This is a genomic window from Bradyrhizobium sp. USDA 3364 (assembly GCF_054056355.1).
The window spans coordinates 5,075,295-5,092,933 of sequence record NZ_JBSRYG010000002.1 but is presented as its reverse complement, the minus strand read 5'-3'; the positions used below and the strand labels follow the sequence as shown (position 1 = coordinate 5,092,933).

Annotated in this window: 16 protein-coding genes; 7 read left to right on the top strand and 9 right to left on the bottom strand. The window is 64.5% G+C overall.

From position 1 onward, the window contains the following. Nucleotides 1–124: 124 nt before the first annotated feature. A complete protein-coding gene (locus tag ACVILL_RS24100) occupies nt 125–1,459 on the bottom strand; it encodes an MFS transporter (RefSeq protein ID WP_456731307.1) in 1,335 nt (444 codons plus the stop codon). Between the two features lie 329 nt (nt 1,460–1,788). Between ACVILL_RS24100 and ACVILL_RS24095 the strand changes: the two genes are divergently transcribed. Further along, complete coding sequence (locus tag ACVILL_RS24095; RefSeq protein ID WP_456734349.1) at nt 1,789–2,988, top strand: multidrug effflux MFS transporter; 1,200 nt, start codon at nt 1,789–1,791, stop codon at nt 2,986–2,988. Between the two features lie 106 nt (nt 2,989–3,094). On the opposite strand, the gene ACVILL_RS24090 is transcribed toward ACVILL_RS24095, so the two are convergent. Further along, a complete protein-coding gene (locus ACVILL_RS24090; RefSeq protein ID WP_456731306.1) occupies nt 3,095–3,514 on the bottom strand; it encodes a DUF983 domain-containing protein in 420 nt (139 codons plus the stop codon). A 94-nt stretch (nt 3,515–3,608) separates the two neighbouring features. Here ACVILL_RS24090 and ACVILL_RS24085 point away from each other — a divergent pair, with 94 nt between their 5' ends. After that, entirely contained in the window at nt 3,609–4,985 is a 1,377-nt protein-coding gene (locus tag ACVILL_RS24085; RefSeq protein WP_456731305.1) for an aminotransferase-like domain-containing protein, read from the top strand. A gap of 111 nt (nt 4,986–5,096) precedes the next feature. Here the strand turns inward: ACVILL_RS24085 and ACVILL_RS24080 are convergent, their stop codons facing one another. Beyond that, complete coding sequence (locus ACVILL_RS24080; protein WP_456731304.1) at nt 5,097–5,339, bottom strand: hypothetical protein; 243 nt, start codon at nt 5,337–5,339, stop codon at nt 5,097–5,099. A gap of 292 nt (nt 5,340–5,631) precedes the next feature. Between ACVILL_RS24080 and ACVILL_RS24075 the strand changes: the two genes are divergently transcribed. Both ACVILL_RS24075 and ACVILL_RS24070 read left to right on the top strand, forming a co-directional pair. Continuing rightward, complete coding sequence (locus tag ACVILL_RS24075; protein WP_456731303.1) at nt 5,632–6,888, top strand: serine hydrolase domain-containing protein; 1,257 nt, start codon at nt 5,632–5,634, stop codon at nt 6,886–6,888. A 494-nt stretch (nt 6,889–7,382) separates the two neighbouring features. Beyond that, nucleotides 7,383–8,387, top strand: coding sequence for a hypothetical protein (locus tag ACVILL_RS24070; RefSeq protein WP_456731302.1), 1,005 nt, complete (start codon nt 7,383–7,385; stop codon nt 8,385–8,387). A gap of 72 nt (nt 8,388–8,459) precedes the next feature. Here the strand turns inward: ACVILL_RS24070 and ACVILL_RS24065 are convergent, their stop codons facing one another. Continuing rightward, complete coding sequence (locus ACVILL_RS24065; protein WP_456731301.1) at nt 8,460–9,692, bottom strand: rhodanese-like domain-containing protein; 1,233 nt, start codon at nt 9,690–9,692, stop codon at nt 8,460–8,462. Nucleotides 9,693–9,939: 247 nt separating this feature from the next. On the opposite strand from ACVILL_RS24065, the gene glgC reads away from it, so the two are divergent. Beyond that, on the top strand, nt 9,940–11,202 hold the full coding sequence (gene glgC / locus ACVILL_RS24060) for a glucose-1-phosphate adenylyltransferase (RefSeq protein ID WP_456731300.1): 1,263 nt from the start codon (nt 9,940–9,942) through the stop codon (nt 11,200–11,202). Further along, entirely contained in the window at nt 11,199–12,653 is a 1,455-nt protein-coding gene (gene glgA, locus ACVILL_RS24055; protein WP_456731299.1) for a glycogen synthase GlgA, read from the top strand. The genes glgC and glgA overlap by 4 nt, the downstream gene beginning before the upstream one ends. A 7-nt stretch (nt 12,654–12,660) precedes the next feature. On the opposite strand, the gene ACVILL_RS24050 is transcribed toward glgA, so the two are convergent. From ACVILL_RS24050 to ACVILL_RS24030, 5 genes are all read right to left on the bottom strand, one after another. Continuing rightward, complete coding sequence (locus tag ACVILL_RS24050; RefSeq protein ID WP_456731298.1) at nt 12,661–12,975, bottom strand: hypothetical protein; 315 nt, start codon at nt 12,973–12,975, stop codon at nt 12,661–12,663. A gap of 151 nt (nt 12,976–13,126) precedes the next feature. Further along, entirely contained in the window at nt 13,127–14,257 is a 1,131-nt protein-coding gene (locus ACVILL_RS24045; RefSeq protein WP_456731297.1) for a serine hydrolase, read from the bottom strand. A gap of 180 nt (nt 14,258–14,437) precedes the next feature. Beyond that, a complete protein-coding gene (locus tag ACVILL_RS24040; RefSeq protein ID WP_456731296.1) occupies nt 14,438–14,605 on the bottom strand; it encodes a hypothetical protein in 168 nt (55 codons plus the stop codon). Between the two features lie 155 nt (nt 14,606–14,760). Continuing rightward, nucleotides 14,761–15,276 carry a DUF417 family protein gene (locus tag ACVILL_RS24035; protein WP_456731295.1) on the bottom strand — a complete coding sequence of 172 codons (516 nt, stop codon included), beginning with the start codon at nt 15,274–15,276 and terminating at the stop codon, nt 14,761–14,763. Nucleotides 15,277–15,439: 163 nt separating this feature from the next. Continuing rightward, nucleotides 15,440–16,075 carry a TetR family transcriptional regulator gene (locus tag ACVILL_RS24030; RefSeq protein ID WP_456731294.1) on the bottom strand — a complete coding sequence of 212 codons (636 nt, stop codon included), beginning with the start codon at nt 16,073–16,075 and terminating at the stop codon, nt 15,440–15,442. Between the two features lie 248 nt (nt 16,076–16,323). On the opposite strand from ACVILL_RS24030, the gene ACVILL_RS24025 reads away from it, so the two are divergent. Further along, nucleotides 16,324–17,634, top strand: coding sequence for a phytoene desaturase family protein (locus ACVILL_RS24025; protein WP_456731293.1), 1,311 nt, complete (start codon nt 16,324–16,326; stop codon nt 17,632–17,634). The last annotated feature ends 5 nt before the right edge of the window (nt 17,635–17,639 follow it).

Genomic DNA, 17,639 nt, shown 5'->3' with positions numbered 1-17,639 from the left:
AAACTCCCGATGCGAAACATCTCCCCCCTTGCGATTGCAGCCTTCGTTGCTTGTTGAGGCCCTTATTTGCTTCGTCGCTTCGGTCCTCGCAATGACGGAGGAGCGAACCCGGGCCGTACTGATCCTACGTCTTCGCGTCAGTCACGTTGAGATCGACGCCCTGCGGATCCCTAATCGTCGACACCGTGATCAGCGAGATCAGCGACAGCACCGCGATGTAGACGCCGACGCGCCAGGACTGGCCGTAGGTGCCGATGATCCATTGCGCGATCATCGGCGCGAAAGCGCCGCCGAAGATGGCGCCGAGCGCGTAGCCGATCGAGACACCGGAATAGCGCACCTTGGCCGGAAACAGCTCCGCATAGAGCGCGGCCTGCGGACCGTAGGACAGGCCGAGCGCGACGGTGAGGCCGACGGCGCTGCCGAAGAACAGCAGCAAGTTCTTGCTGTCGATCAGGAACCACATCGGCACCGCCCACAGCACCATCAGGGAGTAGCCGATTTGGAAGCAGCGGACGCGGCCTATTCTGTCGCCGAGGATACCGCCGACCAGCGTGAAGATGAACCAGCTCACCGCCGCGAGTGTACCGATCAGCAGCAGCTGCTCGGACGGCATCTTCAGCGTGTTGGCACCGTAGCTGATCAGGAACGCGATCAGGATGTAGCCGGCCGCATTGTTGGCCATGAAGATCAGCGCGGTGCGGAGAATCTCCTTGCTGTGGTTGCGCATCAATTCCTTGAGCGGCGCGGAGGATTCCTTGTGCCGCCGCTGCATCGCCTGGAACACCGGCGATTCCTCGACGGTACGGCGGATCACGATGCCGACGACGATCAGGAGGATCGACAGCAGGAACGGGATGCGCCAGCCCCACTCGATCATCGCCTGCTTGCCGAGCGTCGTGGTGAGCACCCACAACACGCCGGTCGCGAGGATCATGCCGAGCGGCGTGCCGATCTGCGGGAACGAGCCGAAGAAGCTGCGCTTGTCGCGAGGCGCCGACTCCACCGACATCAGCGCCGCGCCGCCCCACTCGCCGCCCGCCGAGAAGCCCTGCAGGATGCGGAGAAGAATAAGGAGTGCCGGCGCCCAGGCGCCGATCTGCGCATAGGTCGGCAGCAGGCCGACCAGCGCGGTCGCCGCCCCCATCAGCAGCAGCGTAACGACCAGCATGTTCTTGCGCCCGAAGCGGTCGCCGAGATGGCCGCAGACGATGGCGCCGAGCGGGCGGAACAGGAATGACAGGCCGAGCGTCGCAAACGCGACGATCTGCGCCAGCAACGGATTGTTCGCGTTCATCGGCGCGAAGAACAGCGCGCCGAACACCAGGCCCGCCGCCTGGGCGTAGACGAAGAAGTCGTACCATTCGATCGTGGTGCCGACGAGCGTTGCCGTGAGGACCTTGCGCTCCTCATCCGACAGCGTAGCGCCGCGCGAGCGCGCGGACATTTCGATGGACATGTGGCCTCCCCAAAACCCGTTCTTGAACTTGTTCTTGGCCGTGCGGGCGCGAACGGTGGCGAGGCGCCTGTCCGGCACGGATGCTGGCCCCGGGATTAGCAGAGGTTTTTGCGCGGCACGAGCAAAATAGTTGCAGCAGCAACGATATGGCTGTTGGAACACCAGCAAGCCCGGTTCCATGACCGGATTACCTCAGCCACCGCCGACGGTCTCCCATCCCGAAACGCGGATTGTGCAACGCAGCAAGAGCATTATGATCCCGGCTCTCCAAGAGGTCTTAAGTGTCTGACATCAATGCCGATGCCTGGGTTTCCTCAGGCCACCGCCCGATGGGTTTTCCCGAATTTGTCGTCGTCATCGCCTCCATCATGGCGCTGAACCCGCTGGCGATGGACATGATGCTGCCGGCGCTGCCGAACATCCGCTCCGCGTTCCAGATCGCCGACGCCAACCGGCCGCAGATGGTGCTGTCGATCTTCCTGGTCGGCTTCGGCGTCGGCCAGTTCGTGATGGGCCCGCTGTCGGACCGCTTCGGCCGCCGCCCGGTGCTGCTCGGCGGCATGACCGTCTATACCATCGCCGGCCTGCTTGCGATCATGGCGCCGTCGTTCGAGACGCTGCTGCTGGCGCGCGCGCTGCAAGGCCTCGGCACCGCGGCAACGCGCGTGATTGCGACCTCGATCGTGCGCGACTGCTACGCCGGACGGCGCATGGCAAGCGTGATGTCGCTCGCGATGATGGTGTTCATCGCGGTGCCTGTGATCGCGCCGTCCTTCGGCCAGGCAGTGATGCTGCTGACACATTGGCGCGGCATCTTCGTGCTTTTGATGATCTATGGCGTGATCGCACTGGCGTGGAGCGCGATGCGGATGCCGGAGACGCTGCCGCAGGAGATGCGCAAGTCGCTGGCGATCCCGGAGGTGCTGTCCGCGTTCCGCCAGACCGTCACCAACCGCCAGACGCTCGGCTATGCGCTTGCCGCCGGCGGCGTGCAGGGCTCGCTGTTCGCCTTCGTGTTCTCGTCGCAGCAGATCTTCACCGAGATATTCAAGCTCGGACATTACTTCCCGGTCGCCTTCGCCGCATGCGCGGTCGGCGTTGCGATCGCCGGCTTCCTCAATTCACGCATCGTCGGCCGCATCGGCATGCGGGTGATCTCGCACGCCGCGCTGACCGGCTTTGCCGCGGTCGCCGGCGCGCTGCTGCTCGCGGCGAAGACCGACACGCTGTCGCTGCCGCTGTTCATGGCGCTGTCGGGCCTGATGATGTTCGCCTTCGGGCTGATGATGGCGAACTTCACCGCGCTCGCGATGGAGCCGCAGGGCAGGATCGCGGGCACCGCCTCCTCGCTCTACGGCACCATCACCACGCTGCTCGGGATCGGGGTGGGCACCACGATCGGCCAGGATTACAACGGCACGCTGCTTCCGTTCGCGACCGGCTTCTTCCTGTGCACGCTGGCCGCGCTTGCGGTCGTGCTGGTGACGGAGAAGGGCCGCATGTTCCGGCCGCATCACCATCCGGTTTGAAGATCCGCAGCCCGGATGGAGCGAAGCGCAATCCGGGACGGTATCGCCCGTGGGACGACCCCGGATTTCGCTGCGCTTCATCCGGGCTACAATTCCGTAGTCCGCCTCAAGCTTCGCGAGTCCGCCCGACGCCATTCCGCACCGGCGCAACCGCTCGCCGCGTCGCCGCGAATCCCTCCATCCCGAGTTGCCACTGCAGGCCGACGATCGCGCCCTTGGTCGGCTGCAACAGCGCGAGCGCGCTGAACAGGGTCACCGGCAGCCAGATCGCCAGTTGCAGCCAGGCCGGCGGCGCGTAGGTCATTTCCATCCAGAGCAGGGCCGGCACCACGACGTGGCCGACAACGACGATCACGAGATAGGCCGGGAAATCGTCGGCGCGCTGCGGGGTGAAGTCCTCTCCGCAAGCCTCGCAATGGTCCGCCACCTTCAGAAAGCGCCCGAACAGATGGCCGCGCCCGCAGTTCGGGCACTTCATCGCAAAACCGCGCATCATCGCCTTTGGCAGGGAAACCGTCTCGGTCATTGCCGTGTTCCTTTGGCTGTTGTCCTTGACCTGATCTGATGATCCATACAATATGCGCTCGATAGCATACAATCAAGACAAAGCGCCGAATTGCATGGATTGGATCCCTACAGTTTCGGAATGGCACGGCCCGATATTCCTGCGCATCGTCGATGCGCTTGCCGCCGATATCGCGAGCGGCCGGCTGGTGCGCGGCCAGCGGCTGCCAACCCATCGCGCGCTAGCGACCGCGCTCGACATCGATCTCACCACGGTGACGCGCGCCTATGGCGAGGCGCGGCGGCGCGGACTGCTCGATGCCCGCGTCGGCCAGGGCACCTTCGTCTCGGAGACCACCCAACGCGCAGCGTCCGACCTGCCCGCGCCCGTCAACATCGACCTGTCGATGAACCTGCCGCCGCAGCCGGTCGAGGCCAATCTCGATCTGCGCATCGCGCAGGGACTTGCCACCATCCGCTCCGAGGCGGGGTTCTCCGCCTATCTCGGCTATACGCGTCCCGGCGGCACCACTGAGGAACGCCAGATCGGCGCCGCGTGGCTACAGCCGCGCGTGCCGAACGCATCCGCCGACCGCATCGTGATCTATCCGGGCGCGCAGGCGATCATCTTCAACGCCCTGCTGGCACTGACGTCGCCCGGCGACGTGGTGCTGACCGAGGCACTGACGTTTCCCGGCATCAAGGCCGCGGCGGCGCGGCTCGATGTCCGCCTGGTCGGCGTTGCGATGGACGCGGAGGGCGCGAGGCCCGACGCGCTCGACGAGGCCTGCCGCAAGCACAAGCCGAAGGCGGTGTACCTGATTCCGACGCAGCAGAATCCGACCACCGCGACCATGGGCGCGGCGCGGCGCAAGGCGATCGCCGATATCATCAGCAAGCGCGGCTGCGTCCTGATCGAGGACGACGTCTACGGCCCGCTCGAACCGCAGATGGCGCCGATCGCAACGCTGATTCCGGAGCGCACCTACTACGCCGCGAGCATCGCAAAATGCATCGCGCCGGCGCTGCGCGTCGCCTATCTCCTGGCACCCGATGCCGCCGCCGAGCAGCGCATGCGCGCCGGCATGCAGGCCACCATGCAGATGCCGCCGTCGCTGATGGTCGCGCTGGTCACGCAATGGCTGCGTTCCGGCGTCGCCGCCGAGATCATCCGCGCCGTCCGCAACGAGGCGGCCGCGCGCCAGCTGCTTGCGACCCGCTTCCTCAAAGGCGTCAGCTATGCGGCGCGGCCGGCGAGCCACCATCTCTGGATGCCGCTGCCGAAGCATTTCGACGGCACCGACCTGCTGTCGCATCTGATGCGCAACGGCCTCGCCGTGGTCGGCGAAGACGCCTTTGCGGCGGGCGAAGCCGCGCCGCGTGGCCTGCGCGTGTCGCTGGGTGCGGCGCGCAACCGCGCCGAACTGGGCCAGGCGCTGCAGGTGCTGTCGAATGCGGTGCGCACGCCCGTCGGCGCGACGCAAATTGTGTAAATTCAGGACTGGCCTGGTTCCAGCTAACCGGCCTGATTGATCTTGCCGGTGGTCTATTTCGATTTTCGGACGGCTGGCGAACTCCCGAGGTGGTGACCCGGGCTTCCTGCTTTAGAGTCGTACCGAACTGGGCGACTGGCATTCTCGATTAAACAAAAAAGCCAGAAAACGATTATCAATGCACGGTCGCGGCGGGAGGCAGCGCCAGCCGCCGCCTTCGTACTTCGATACGCGTATTGCAGCCAAGCCGGGCGGGCAGTCCGGCTTGGTAAGCGAAATTGCAATCCAAATCAGGCCGATCAAGATGAATGCCGCAAGCAGCGACAGCGAGACGACTTTGGTTTCTGCATCCATCTGATAGGGGCCGATCGTCCTGTGGATTCCCATGGATCGCAAAACTAAGTTGCAGCCGCCTTAAGAAATTCCTTAGAGCATCCGGTTTTCTCGATAAGACCTGCTGTGGCAGTATGGTAAAGCTGCTTCGGCGAGCACCCAAATTTCGACCATCGTCCGGGAATAAACTCGCCCGAAAAAGATTATTGTGCTGGGGCGTTCGCGCTAAAAAATCGAGCGTTCAAGGCATCAGGCAGGGGCAGGCTTTCCAATGACGTGCGGATATCATCGGGCAGTCCGGATTGCCGTGCGGATGCTTTGTCAGGCAGTGGCCGCGATCTTGTGTCTTGCGTTTGTCACATCGGGCACGGCGCGCGCCTCCGACGCCCCTGCCCCGTCGCCGGACAAGCTCGAACGCATCACCGAATTCTTCAACAACGAGGTCAACAGCGGGAAGATTCCCGGCGCGGTGATCCTGATCCAGCAGCACGGCAAGCAGGTCTATCTCAAGACCTTCGGCTATCGCGACGTCACGACCAAATCGCCAATGCGGCCGGACACGATGTTCGCGCTGCATTCGATGACCAAGCCGATCACCAACACCGCCGCGATGATGCTGGTCGACGAGGGCAAGCTGTCGCCGCAGGACCCGCTGTCGAAATACATTCCAGCCTTCGCCGACGTGAAGGTCGCCATCGAACCGGACGGCGGCAACGATCCGGCCAAGGTGGAACTGGTGCCGCCGATCCGCCCGGTGACCATCGAAGATATCATGCGGCACACTTCGGGCATCACCTACGAATATATCGGTGCCGACTGGATCCAGAAGATCTACCGCGCCGGACATCTGTTCGACGGCAAGTTCGACAACAAGGAATTCACAGCAAGGCTCGCCAAGCTGCCGCTGTCGCGGCAGCCCGGCACGCTGTGGCGCTACGGTCATTCCACCGACGTGCTCGGCCGGGTAATCGAAATCGTCTCGGGCAAGACGCTCTATCAGTTCGAGAAGGAGCGCCTGTTCGATCCCCTCAAGATGAACGACACCAGATACGTGCTCGATGCCGAGACCGAGCGGACGCGGCTGGCCGAGCCGCTGCCCTCCGACAAGATCCTGATCGAGGGCGAAAACGACCGGCGTGCGCATCCGGAATGGGAATCCGGCGGCGGCGGCCTGGTGTCGACTATTCTCAACTATGCGCGGTTCGCGCAGATGCTGCTCAACGGCGGCGAGCTCGACGGCAAACGCTATCTCAGTCCGGCCGCCTTCAAGACCATGACGACGGACCATATCGGCCCGGGCTCCGGCGTCGGCCGCGACTACTGGTACTTCCCCGGCGACGGCTTCGGTTATGGCTACGGCATCGCCGTGCGCACCGATCCCGGCATCGCTAAGCCGCCGCCGCCCGGCTCGATCGGCGAGTTGAAATGGGACAGCGGCAGCGGCACCTATTTCGGCGTCGATCCGAAGCTCGACATGATCTACATCATGCTCGAGCAGACCCAGAACGAACGCCAGCGCATCACGCCCGCGTTCCGCAAGCTGGTCTACGACGCGTTCAGCCCGGACTAAGTCACTCCGTCATTGCGAGCGCAGCGAAGCAATCCATCTCTCGGCAAAGGGATAGATGGATTGCTTCGTCGCTTGTGCTCCTCGCAATGACGGAACCGGAAGCATCCCGCCTTATGACCTCCGCCGCACCGCTTCCTGCCTGCGCCCGTGCTGCGGCCGCGATCATGCTCACGGTGCGTTCGTTGCAGACGAACGCACACTGATCCGTAAACAGGCCGATGCACGGTTCGAATCCGACCGCACCATTGTCGGCGAGCCGTCGATGACGCCACCGCAGCACACGCATTGGTGGTACGATGCCAATTCCTGTTCCATGACGCGCTCTTCAGCGCTCGCTGCTTCCCGTACGCTATATACTATCGTATATATCGAACCCGACAAGGCAGGCGGGTGAACAATCCGGTCGGGAACCCTGCGCACAACAATCATCGGCCGGAGACGATCGCCTCACAATTCCTGCCTGGTCCAACCAGCTCCATCGAGGAAACGCGATCATGATAAAGAACAAAGGCGACGCGGGACGTCCGCACGCAACGGGAGAACTGCTCAAGATCCGCCGCGCAGCCCTGCTGAGCGCGACGGCCACCGTTCTCGCGCTTGGCTCGGCCACCATAGCACGCGCCGAAACAGCTCCGGTCGGCGTTCCCGACAAGAGTTTCCCGGAGAGCGTGACCTCGACCTCCGACGGCACACTATATGTTGGCAGCTTCAATCATGGCGGCGTGACCAAGATCTCGGGCGGCAAGGCCGAGCAGCTGGTCAAGCCTGGCGCTGCCGACAGCCGCTCGACGCTCGGCGTGCTCGCCGACGAGAAGAGCGGCACGCTCTATGTCTGCTCCAACGACATCAGCGCGATGGGCGTCGCGGGGCCGGGCGACACCAAAGGCGCATGGCTGAAGACCTTCGATCTCAAGAGCGGCGCACCGAAAGGCAGCTTTGCCCTAAGCGATCCGAAATCGTTCTGCAACGACATCGTGGTCGGCGCCGACGGCACCGCCTATGTCAGCGATTCCTTCGCGCCGTTGGTCTACAGCCTGAAGCCCGGCGGCACCGCGCTCGCGACATTCGCCACCGATCCGCAGCTCGCGCCGGCCAAGGACGGCGTCGGGCTCGACGGGATTGCGATCGGCGCCGACGGCAATCTCTATGTCACGACCTTCATCCCGGCAAAATTGTTCAAGATCGAGGTGAATGACGGCAAGGCCGGCGCCGTGACCGAGCTGAAGCCGTCGCGGCCGCTCGACCACGCCGACGCGCTGCGCGCCCATGGCAGCGGCTTCCTGCTGATCGAGGGCAACGGCAAGCTCGACAAGGTCACGGTGAAGGGCGGCGAGGCCACGATCGACACCATCAAGGATGGTCTGGCCGAGCCGGTCTCAGTGACCGAGGTCGGCGACGTCGGCTGGGTCGCCGAGGGCAAGCTGTCCTACGTGATCGGCGAGAACAAGGGCAAGGACCCCGGCCCGTTCAAGCTGACGCCGATCGCGCTGCCGAAGTAGCGGCCGCCGCCGCCATGGCCGGGCTTGTCCCGGCCATGACGGATACGGAAAACTCCCGCGCCGCGTGGCAGACTAGATCACATAAAACCCATGCGTGCCGTCGCGTCGGAGCTGGTCAACGAGGCCGTACTCCCAATCGAGATAGGCCTGCATCGCCTGCTCCGCGACGCCGGTGCCTTCATAAGGGCGCCGGTAGCGATGTGCGGGGTCAGGCCGCGGTACGACGCGTGGCGGGCCGACGTCCAGCCGGCCGTCATAGCCGCCGTCGAGCACGTAAGTTTCCCAGCCCATCTGCGCGAGCCAGGATGCCGTCATGTCGGCGCGGATGCTCCTGTCGTCGGTCAGCACGATGCGCGCGCCGCGCACGGGCGCGGCCATGTCGATCTCCTGGACCAGCTGGCCGCCGGCATAATGGCGGAAGCCGGCAAGATGGCCTGCGGGATATTCCTCCGCATCGCGGACGTCGAAGCGGTACAACGTGCGATACGCGTCACCCTCCAGCGCCACGAGTTCGCTGGTGCCGATGTGACGGACGGCGGCGCGATAGGCGACGTCGCGCGCATTGGCAGCAGCGCCCGCGAACGGCCCGACGTCGCCGCGCTTGCCGGCGCCGTGTTCGAGATGGTGTTTCGCGAGCGTCCAGCCGATCGTGCCGTTGCGCAGCGCCCGCACCTTGTTGGGCAACCCCGCGTTGATCAGCGACTGGGTGCCGATGATCGAGCGGGTGCGGCCGGCGCAGTTGACGATGATCGTGGTGTCGGGATCGGGCGCCGCGCTTCCCGCGCGCAGCACCAGCTCCGCGCCGGGCACGCTGACCGACCCCGGGATGTTCATGGTGGCATATTCGTCGAAGCGGCGGACATCGAGGATCGCGATGTTGGCCTTGGCCGAGATCAGCGCGGCGACCTCGTCGGCGCTGAGCGAGGGCGTATGCCTGCGCGACTCGACCAGCTCGCCGAACGCCTTGGCATAGGAGTTGACGTCCTCGAACACCTCGTAGCCGGCCGCCTTCCAGCCCTGCAAGCCGCCTGCGAGCGCGGCGACGTTGCCATAGCCCAGCGCCCGCAACTGGTCGGCCGCGGCAGCGACCAGTCCCTCGCCATCGTCATAGAGCACGATCGGCACGTCCTTGCGCGGCAGGCGCAGCTCGGCTTCGAGCGCGATCCGGTCCGCCGCCATGTTGGCGGCAAACAGCGGATGGCCGGTGGCGAATTCCGCCTCATGCCTGACGTCTAGCAGCGCGATCTCCCGGCGCAGTAACAGCGTTGCACGGATGTTCTGGGAGGTGACGGAAGAAAGTGTCATGAGTTGCTGGCCTGGGCGAGAAAATGCGCAGGCCTGCTCTAGGCCGAAATCGCGTCTCGTCAATAGGCTTAACCAGCCCGCAACCCCGATCCTCATGAGCCAGGGTCCGGGGAACGAAAGTCTGCCATCCGCTTTGCTCAACCGGGGCGCGCTTGCTAACGTTCCAATCGGCCCCATTGGCGCCCGATCAGGCCTTCCGGACAAGAGAAGGTAGCGGAGCCACGCCTGAAGTTCTGGGAGGATGACCATGAGACCAGTCGGAAATGAACCATTGTCGCGTCACGCCCTCGCTTTCGTGCTGGCCGGCGGACGCGGCAGCAGGCTTCAGGAGCTGACCGACAAGCGCGCCAAGCCCGCCGTCTATTTCGGCGGCAAATCCCGCATCATCGATTTCGCGCTCTCCAATGCGGTGAATTCGGGCATCCGCCGCATCGCGGTGGCGACCCAGTACAAGGCACACAGCCTGATCCGGCATCTGCAAGGCGGCTGGAACTTCTTCCGCCCGGAACGCAACGAGAGCTTTGACATCCTGCCCGCAAGCCAGCGCGTGTCTGAAACGATGTGGTACGTCGGCACGGCCGACGCGGTCTACCAGAACATCGACATCCTCGAGGCGCACGGCACCAAGTACATTTTGGTGCTCGCCGGCGACCATGTCTACAAGATGGACTACGAGATCATGCTGAAGCAGCATGTCGAAAGCGGCGCCGACGTCACGGTCGGCTGCCTCGAAATGCCGCGCGCGGAATCCAGCGCCTTCGGCATCATGCATATCGACGACACCGGCCTGATCCAATCCTTCCTGGAGAAACCCGCCGATCCGCCACCGATGCCCGGCAAGCCCGACAAGTCGCTCGCCAGCATGGGCATCTATGTCTTCAATTCGGAATTTCTGTTCGACGAATTGCGCCGCGATGCCGCCGACCCGAACTCGGCGCACGATTTCGGCAAGGACATCATTCCCCATATCGTCAAGCACGGCCGGGCGATCGCGCATCAGTTCAACGATTCCTGCGTCCGCTCCGGCGACGATCCCCGCTCCTACTGGCGCGATGCCGGCACCGTCGATGCCTATTGGGGTGCCAACATCGATCTCACCGACGTGGTGCCGGAGCTCGATCTCTACGATCGATCATGGCCGATCTGGACCTATGCCGAGATCACTCCGCCCGCCAAGTTCGTCCACGACGAGGACGGACGGCGCGGCCAGGCGGTGACCTCGCTGGTCTCGGGTGCCTGCATCATCTCAGGGGCGTCGCTGCGACGGTCGCTGCTGTTCACCGGTGTCCACGTCAATTCCTACGCCAGTGTCGAGAACGCGGTGATCATGCCCTATGTGAACATCGGCCGCGGCGCGCGGCTCAAAAACGTCGTGATCGATCGCGGCGTGCGGATTCCGGAGGGGCTCGTGGTCGGCGAGGATCCCGAATTCGACGGCAAGCGCTTCCGCACCACCGAGAACGGGATCACGCTGATCACGCAGTCGATGATCGACAGGCTCGTCACATGACGCAACTGCGCGTCCTCGCGGTCGCCTCGGAAGTCTACCCGATCGTCAAGACCGGCGGCCTCGCCGACGTGGTCGGCGCGCTGCCGGCGGCGCTGCAGCAGCACGGCGTCACGACGCGGACGCTGGTGCCCGGCTATCCCGCTGTGCTGAGCGCCCTGGCCTCGGCCGAGACGCTGCTGCACTGGCCGGAGTTTTATGGCGGGCCGGTCCGCGTGCTCGGCGGCACGCATGACGGCCTCGATCTTCTCGCGCTCGACGCGCCGCACCTTTATGCACGCCCCGGCAATCCCTATGTCGGCCCCGACGGACGCGACTGGCCCGACAACGGCATCCGCTTTGCGGCGCTGTCGCGGATGGCGGCCGACATCGGCCGCGGTGCGATCGCCTCCTTCATCCCCGATATCGTGCATGCGCATGACTGGCAGGCCGGCCTCGCCCCGGCCTATCTGCATTATGGCGGACAACCGCGGCCGGGCACGGTGATGACCGTGCACAACCTGGCCTATCAGGGCCAGTTCTCGCCGGAGATGCTGGCGACGTTCGGCCTGCCCGGCGAGGCCTACTCGCTGCACGGCGTCGAATATTACGGCACCATCAGCCTGTTGAAGGCCGGCCTGCAATTCGCCGACCGCATCACCACGGTGTCGCCGACCTATGCGCAGGAGATCCAGACGGACGAGGGCGGCATGGGGCTCGGCGGCCTGCTGCGCGAACGCGCCGACGTGCTGAGCGGCATCCTCAACGGCATCGATATCGCGGTGTGGAATCCGGCGATCGACCCCGATATCGCGGCGCGCTTCAGCGCCCCGCAGATACCGGAGCGCGCGGCCAACAAGGCGGCGCTGCAGCGGCGCTTCGGGCTTGATCCTGCGCCGGATGCGATGCTGCTCGGCGTCATCAGCCGGCTGTCATGGCAGAAGGGCCTCGACCTGCTGCTCGAGAACATTCCAACCCTGCTTGCCGAAGGCATTCAGCTCGCGCTGCTCGGCAGCGGCGATCGCGATCTGCAGGATCGCTACGCCGCGCTGGCGCGCGACAATCCGGGACGGATCGCAGTCGTGATCGGCTATGACGAGGCGCTGGCGCACCTGATCCAGGCTGGCTCCGATGCGCTCGCGGTGCCGTCGCGGTTCGAGCCGTGCGGCCTCACCCAGCTCTGCGCGTTGCGCTACGGCGCGATCCCGATCGTTGCCAATGTCGGCGGCCTTGCCGACACGGTGCTAGGCTTCGACGAAGCCACCGTCACCGGCAGTGCGGCAACCGGCATCAAGTTCGCCCCCGTGACTTCGGAGGCACTCGCCCACGGCTTGCGCACGGCGAACCTGCTGTTCAACGACAAGGTGACCTGGCGCCGGCTGCAGCAGGCCGGCATGGCCACCGATGTCTCCTGGCACAACCGCGCCGGCCGCTATGCCGCGCTCTATCGCGAGCTCGCAGCCGCGCGCAGATGAAGCACGCTTAATTCAAGAGATCGCAGGACGCGATGCGGTTGATATCGGCGAGGCGGCGGTCGGGATTGCCCTTCAGATCAAGGCTTGCGACGAGATCGAGCAGGCGGCCATAGGCGCGGTCGGCGACCGCAACCGGCAGCGGCTCCTCATCGAAGGCTTCGACGTAGTTGCCGACGAGGCCGCTCAACAGCCGGCAAACGCCGCGTTGCTCCGGGTCGGCCTTGCTCAAGATCTCGAGTTTTTGCTGGAAATTCCTGAAGGTCCGCAGGCCGTGGGGCTGTTGCGACAGCCAGATGTGCAGATCAGGATTAATATCGGTCATATCAGCCTCTTCAAGCGGGAGAAGAAGCTACCGGCTTATACAGCCGATCGGGGTGTTAGGCCATCACGATTTTCGCATGCGTCCTCTGCCCCGCCGCACGGACCGTGTCATCGGATTGGCACGCGATGTAGCTAAAGTGCTTTCGTTTTGATCAGAGTCGCACGAGTGCCGGAAGAATCCTGTAGCGTGCGATCTCGTGCGGATAGTCGCCGCGATTGGCGAGCAGCACGATGCCGAACCTGCGCGCAGGCACTAGGCCGATATAGGCCGAGGCATTGTTGAGCCCGCCGGGCTTGTCGATGACGGTGACGCCGTCCAGCCGCACATGCTCCCATGCCATCGCCTGGCCGAACTTCGCATCGACGCGAAAGCTCTCGCGCTCGGTCATCTGCAACGCCGCGCGCAATTCGGGATCGATCACCGCGCCGTCGAGACAGGCGCGCAGCAAGGTGCCGAGATCGCGCGCCGACGAGAACATCTGACCGGTGCCCGGAAAATCGTAATAGCTCTGCTGATCGCCGATTGGGCCGATCGGCGTGCCATCGTGGGCGTAGCCCTGGACCATGCGCTGCATGATCTCGGGCGCGACCGTCGCGCGGTTGTCTTCGGCACGGTCAGGAACGAAGGTCGATGTCATTCCGAGCGGCTTGAGGATGCGGCTCTCGATCAGCGTCGCGATCGGCGTGCCGTAGCGCCGCTCCAGCACCAGCTGCAACAGGACATAGCCGGCGTGGCTGTAGATGCGCTGCTTGCCGGGCTCGACGCCCTCAGGCGGCGTCCATGCATTGAGCATCGCGACGAACTGATCCCGGCTGAAGGTCTCGTTAGGCCATGGCGGATGATCGGTCGGCAGCAGCAGCCCCGACGTATGGTTGACGAGTTCGCCGATGGTGACGCGGCTGACATAGTCGCCGTGCAGTTCGGGCAGATATTTGCCGACGGGATCATCCAGCCGCAATTCGCCGCGCTCGGTGCCGAGCGCAACCAGCGTCGCTTCGACCAGCTTGCGCAGCGAGGCGAGATTGAACAGCGTGTCTGAAGTGATCGGCCGCTTCCCGGCAGCGTCCGCGAAGCCGTAGTTGAAGAAGCCGACCCGGCCGCCGGCATAGACCGCCGCGGCAAGGCCGCCGGGATCGGCTGCAGTCACGGTCGGCGCCAGTTCCGTCGTGACGATATCCCTGATCTGCGCATCCATGTCGGAATCCGCGCGCGCCGCCACAATCGCGCTAGCAGCGACGGCAAGCAGGACGGCCGCGATCCGGACCGGGAACCATTGTTTCATCAAGAGCGAAATCGGGACGATGTTGCGATGTACCCCGCAGGCAAACCCATTCAGCCATCCAGAGATGGCGACATCGCGATCCTAGCGATGGAACCTACGCGTCCGAATTCACGATTGCGCGCCTTCCACCGTTACCTGCCCCAGCCGGGAAAGGGGCGGCCCGATCGCTTGTCCCGGGGGTCACTCCCGGAAATCGCGATCGCGGCCGCCCTCCCACTCCAGCCACGGTGCGGGAACTGAAATCACACTAAAAAAAGCGGGGTGTTTGAAAATGTCGGGAGCGTGCTTCGACGCAAAGGCAAGACCAACGCTTTCCGGGCCGGCCATCGATATGTCTGACTTCGTCACATTCCGCTCCCAACCGGGGACCGTTTCCTAGTAGCAACAATTCGTCAATCAACGGTTGCATAGGCTGATCGGATTCGAGTGACAAGACGTGCCCGCCTGCGGCGAATTGTCCTGTTCCGGATGCTCGCGCCACACAATCGCGGATTAAGCGTGAGTTAACCATCGAGCGCGAGGTTCGGGACCTTTGCGGCGCGCGAGCGGACGATCGACCGCGGCAACGACGCCAACAGCAGCACCAGGCAGACGCACAGCAGCACGATGTCCTTGAACAGGAACTCGCCGGCCAGGTTCCAGGCCATTGGATCGGTCGACAGGCTCCATTTGACCACCCCGGGAGTCGTGAAGAAGAACGACCACGTGATGGCAAAGGTGATCACGCCCATCAGCGAACCGAGCGCCGACAGCAGCGGGCTGAACGCGCCGGCGGCCAGCAGCACGGCGATGCCGAATTCGGCGACACCGAGCACATAGGCCTCGCCGCGGAGGCCGAACACGGAAAGCCACGAGATAAACGGGCTATTGCTGATGAACTGCACGATGCCTTGCGCCGATTGCAGCGTGAACTTCTGCATGCCGAACGCCACGAAGATCACCACCATGACCCAGCGCAGGATGGCAAGCGGACGATAAGATCCCTCGCCTTGTTCGGCGATTTTGAACGACAGATTCATGCGGATGTCTCTTCCTCGCTGCGATGCCACCATCGGCCGCTGTTGCGGCGCTCGTGGCAGACTACGCAGCGCGCCGTGGGCGCGTTACGCGCGGAACATCGCCGCGCTGTTCACAAGGATGTGCAGGCGAGGTGATGACGTCCGTCGTCCAACCGCGACGGTCTCAGGCGCGCTGTCGCAGTGGCCGCGCGGCGTCCTTGGCCGGCACCGGCATGGTGAAACCGTACAGGAACAGGTCCACCACCATGTCGGCGAACTCCCTTGGATCGATCCCGCCCTTCGGGTCGTACCAGGTGTGGCTGAAGTTCAGGATGCCGAACAGCATCATGCTGTAGATCTTCTTGGTCCGCCTGACGATCTTGCCTTCCTTGTCGAGCTTGGCCAGGAGATCGGAGACGGTGTCGACCAGTTGGCGCTCCAGCGCCTTGATCGCATCCTGCTCGGTCTCGCCGAGGAACGAGAGATCGTTGAGGATCACGCGCTGCTCGTCGCTGGAACGCGCATTGAGCGCGACGATGGCCTGGATCGCGGCGCGAAACTGCTCCAGCACCGTTGCCTTGCCGGCCATCGCGGCGTCGACATCCGCAATCATCTCGCGGATATGCGCATCGAGGATCGCGAACAGGATCGCTTCCTTGGAGTCGAAATAATGATACAGCGCGCCGCGCGACAGCTTGCAGGCATCCGCAAGGTCGGCGATCGAGGCACGCATGTAGCCCTGCCGCGCGAACAGGCCGCAGGCGGTGGTGAGAATGCCCCGCTGAATCTCGTCGTAATTTTCTGAGCGCGTCCGCGCCATACCTGTCTCTCTCGTCCACCATCGGCGCCGCCGGAATCGCCCGGCCGCCGTCTCTCTATACTACTGCCGCTCCGCGCCCTCCCCCTCTTTGCGGGCACCATCCACCAGAACTGTTCGACCGCTCGTGAGGCTTCGACCTGCTCAAAAAATAATTTGAACGACCGGTCGGATTATATTAGACTGCCTGTCATCAAGCAAGTGGATTGCGCATGCCGGGAGCAACCCGGCGGCATCGAGGGAGGCTGCGCGTGGATGCTCACAAGGTCGATGCCGTCGTGATCGGAGCCGGCGCCGGCGGGCTGTGCGCCGCGGCGCGCCTCGCCCATGGCGGGCTGCATACGCTCGTCGTCGACGACAAGGACCGGCTCGGCGGACGCGCCTCGACCGAGGAGATCGATGGCTTCAAAGTCAATATCGGCGCGATCGCGATCGAGTTCGGCGGCGTGTTCGAGGAGACCTTCCACACCGTCGGCGCCCCGCTCGACATCCGCGCCCCGGAGCCCGCGAGTTCGTTCTTCATCGACGGCAAGGTGATTGATGTCGGCCGCGGCGGCTGGTCGCTGCTGCTCGGGCAGCTCACAAAACAGGCCTCGCGCATCCTGGAGAAATTCGCGGACGCCCGCTCCGGCAATCTTCCCGACGGGCGGCAATCGACCGAGGACTGGCTGAAGGGCTACACCAGCAACGCCACGGTGCACGCGCTGTTCCGCAATCTCTGCGCCGCGATCTTCGCCTGCAACGCCGCCGAACTGCCGGCCCGCGCCTTCCTCACCTATTTCACCAGCAAGGGCGCGTTCAAGAAGTTCGGTTTCTGCCCGCAGGGCACGATCGGCGTCTGGAACAGCCTTGGTAATGCGATCCGGCGCAATGGCGAGATCTGGCTCGAAACGCCGGCGACGGCGATCCACACCGCGAGCGGCCGCGTCGAGGGCGTCACCGTGCTCAGGAACGGCGAGCGGGTGCGGATCGATACCGATCTCGTCATCAGCAACGCCGGGCCGAAGGCCACCGTCGCGCTTGCCGGCAGTGACGCTTTCCCGGCAGATTATATCGCCAGGGTGAAGGACGACCTTCGCCCCGCCGCCAACATCGTCATCAATGTCGCGAGCCGCGAGCCGCTGATCAACCATCCCGGCATCGTCACCTTCGGCAAGACACGAAGGCTCTGCAACATGGCGAACCTGTCCGCCACCTGTCCGGAGCTCGCTCCACCCGGCTGGCACCTCTATGTCGCCTATGCCGTGCCGGTGCCGGCGCTCGGCAATTTCGACGCGGATGCCGAGGTCGCGCTCGCACTCGAAGACCTCCGCGAGCAGTTCGCGAATTTCGACCAGGCAAGAATCCTCTCGATCCGGGTGATGCGCGACGATTGGCCGGCGCAACGCAGCTGCGCCGGCTACGACCTGCCGCGCGAGACCGGCATCGAGGGCCTGTGGTGCGTCGGCGACGCGGTGAAGCAATATGGCAATGGCGGCACCCAGGCCTGCGCCGAAACCGCCAAGATCGTCACCGATGCGATCTTTGCCGCGCGCCCGCACCTCGCGGCCGGCCGGGTCTGATCGCG

Excerpts from the sequence above, each read along its gene's own strand:
- ACVILL_RS24100 (WP_456731307.1), bottom strand. The coding sequence starts at position 1,459 with ATGTCCATCGAAATGTCCGCGCGCTCGCGCGGCGCTACGCTGTCGGAT.
- ACVILL_RS24095 (WP_456734349.1), top strand. The coding sequence starts at position 1,789 with ATGGGTTTTCCCGAATTTGTCGTCGTCATCGCCTCCATCATGGCGCTG.
- ACVILL_RS24090 (WP_456731306.1), bottom strand. The coding sequence starts at position 3,514 with ATGACCGAGACGGTTTCCCTGCCAAAGGCGATGATGCGCGGTTTTGCG.
- ACVILL_RS24085 (WP_456731305.1), top strand. The coding sequence starts at position 3,609 with ATGGATTGGATCCCTACAGTTTCGGAATGGCACGGCCCGATATTCCTG.
- ACVILL_RS24080 (WP_456731304.1), bottom strand. The coding sequence starts at position 5,339 with ATGGATGCAGAAACCAAAGTCGTCTCGCTGTCGCTGCTTGCGGCATTC.
- ACVILL_RS24075 (WP_456731303.1), top strand. The coding sequence starts at position 5,632 with ATGCTTTGTCAGGCAGTGGCCGCGATCTTGTGTCTTGCGTTTGTCACA.
- ACVILL_RS24070 (WP_456731302.1), top strand. The coding sequence starts at position 7,383 with ATGATAAAGAACAAAGGCGACGCGGGACGTCCGCACGCAACGGGAGAA.
- ACVILL_RS24065 (WP_456731301.1), bottom strand. The coding sequence starts at position 9,692 with ATGACACTTTCTTCCGTCACCTCCCAGAACATCCGTGCAACGCTGTTA.
- glgC (WP_456731300.1), top strand. The coding sequence starts at position 9,940 with ATGAGACCAGTCGGAAATGAACCATTGTCGCGTCACGCCCTCGCTTTC.
- glgA (WP_456731299.1), top strand. The coding sequence starts at position 11,199 with ATGACGCAACTGCGCGTCCTCGCGGTCGCCTCGGAAGTCTACCCGATC.
- ACVILL_RS24050 (WP_456731298.1), bottom strand. The coding sequence starts at position 12,975 with ATGACCGATATTAATCCTGATCTGCACATCTGGCTGTCGCAACAGCCC.
- ACVILL_RS24045 (WP_456731297.1), bottom strand. The coding sequence starts at position 14,257 with ATGAAACAATGGTTCCCGGTCCGGATCGCGGCCGTCCTGCTTGCCGTC.
- ACVILL_RS24035 (WP_456731295.1), bottom strand. The coding sequence starts at position 15,276 with ATGAATCTGTCGTTCAAAATCGCCGAACAAGGCGAGGGATCTTATCGT.
- ACVILL_RS24030 (WP_456731294.1), bottom strand. The coding sequence starts at position 16,075 with ATGGCGCGGACGCGCTCAGAAAATTACGACGAGATTCAGCGGGGCATT.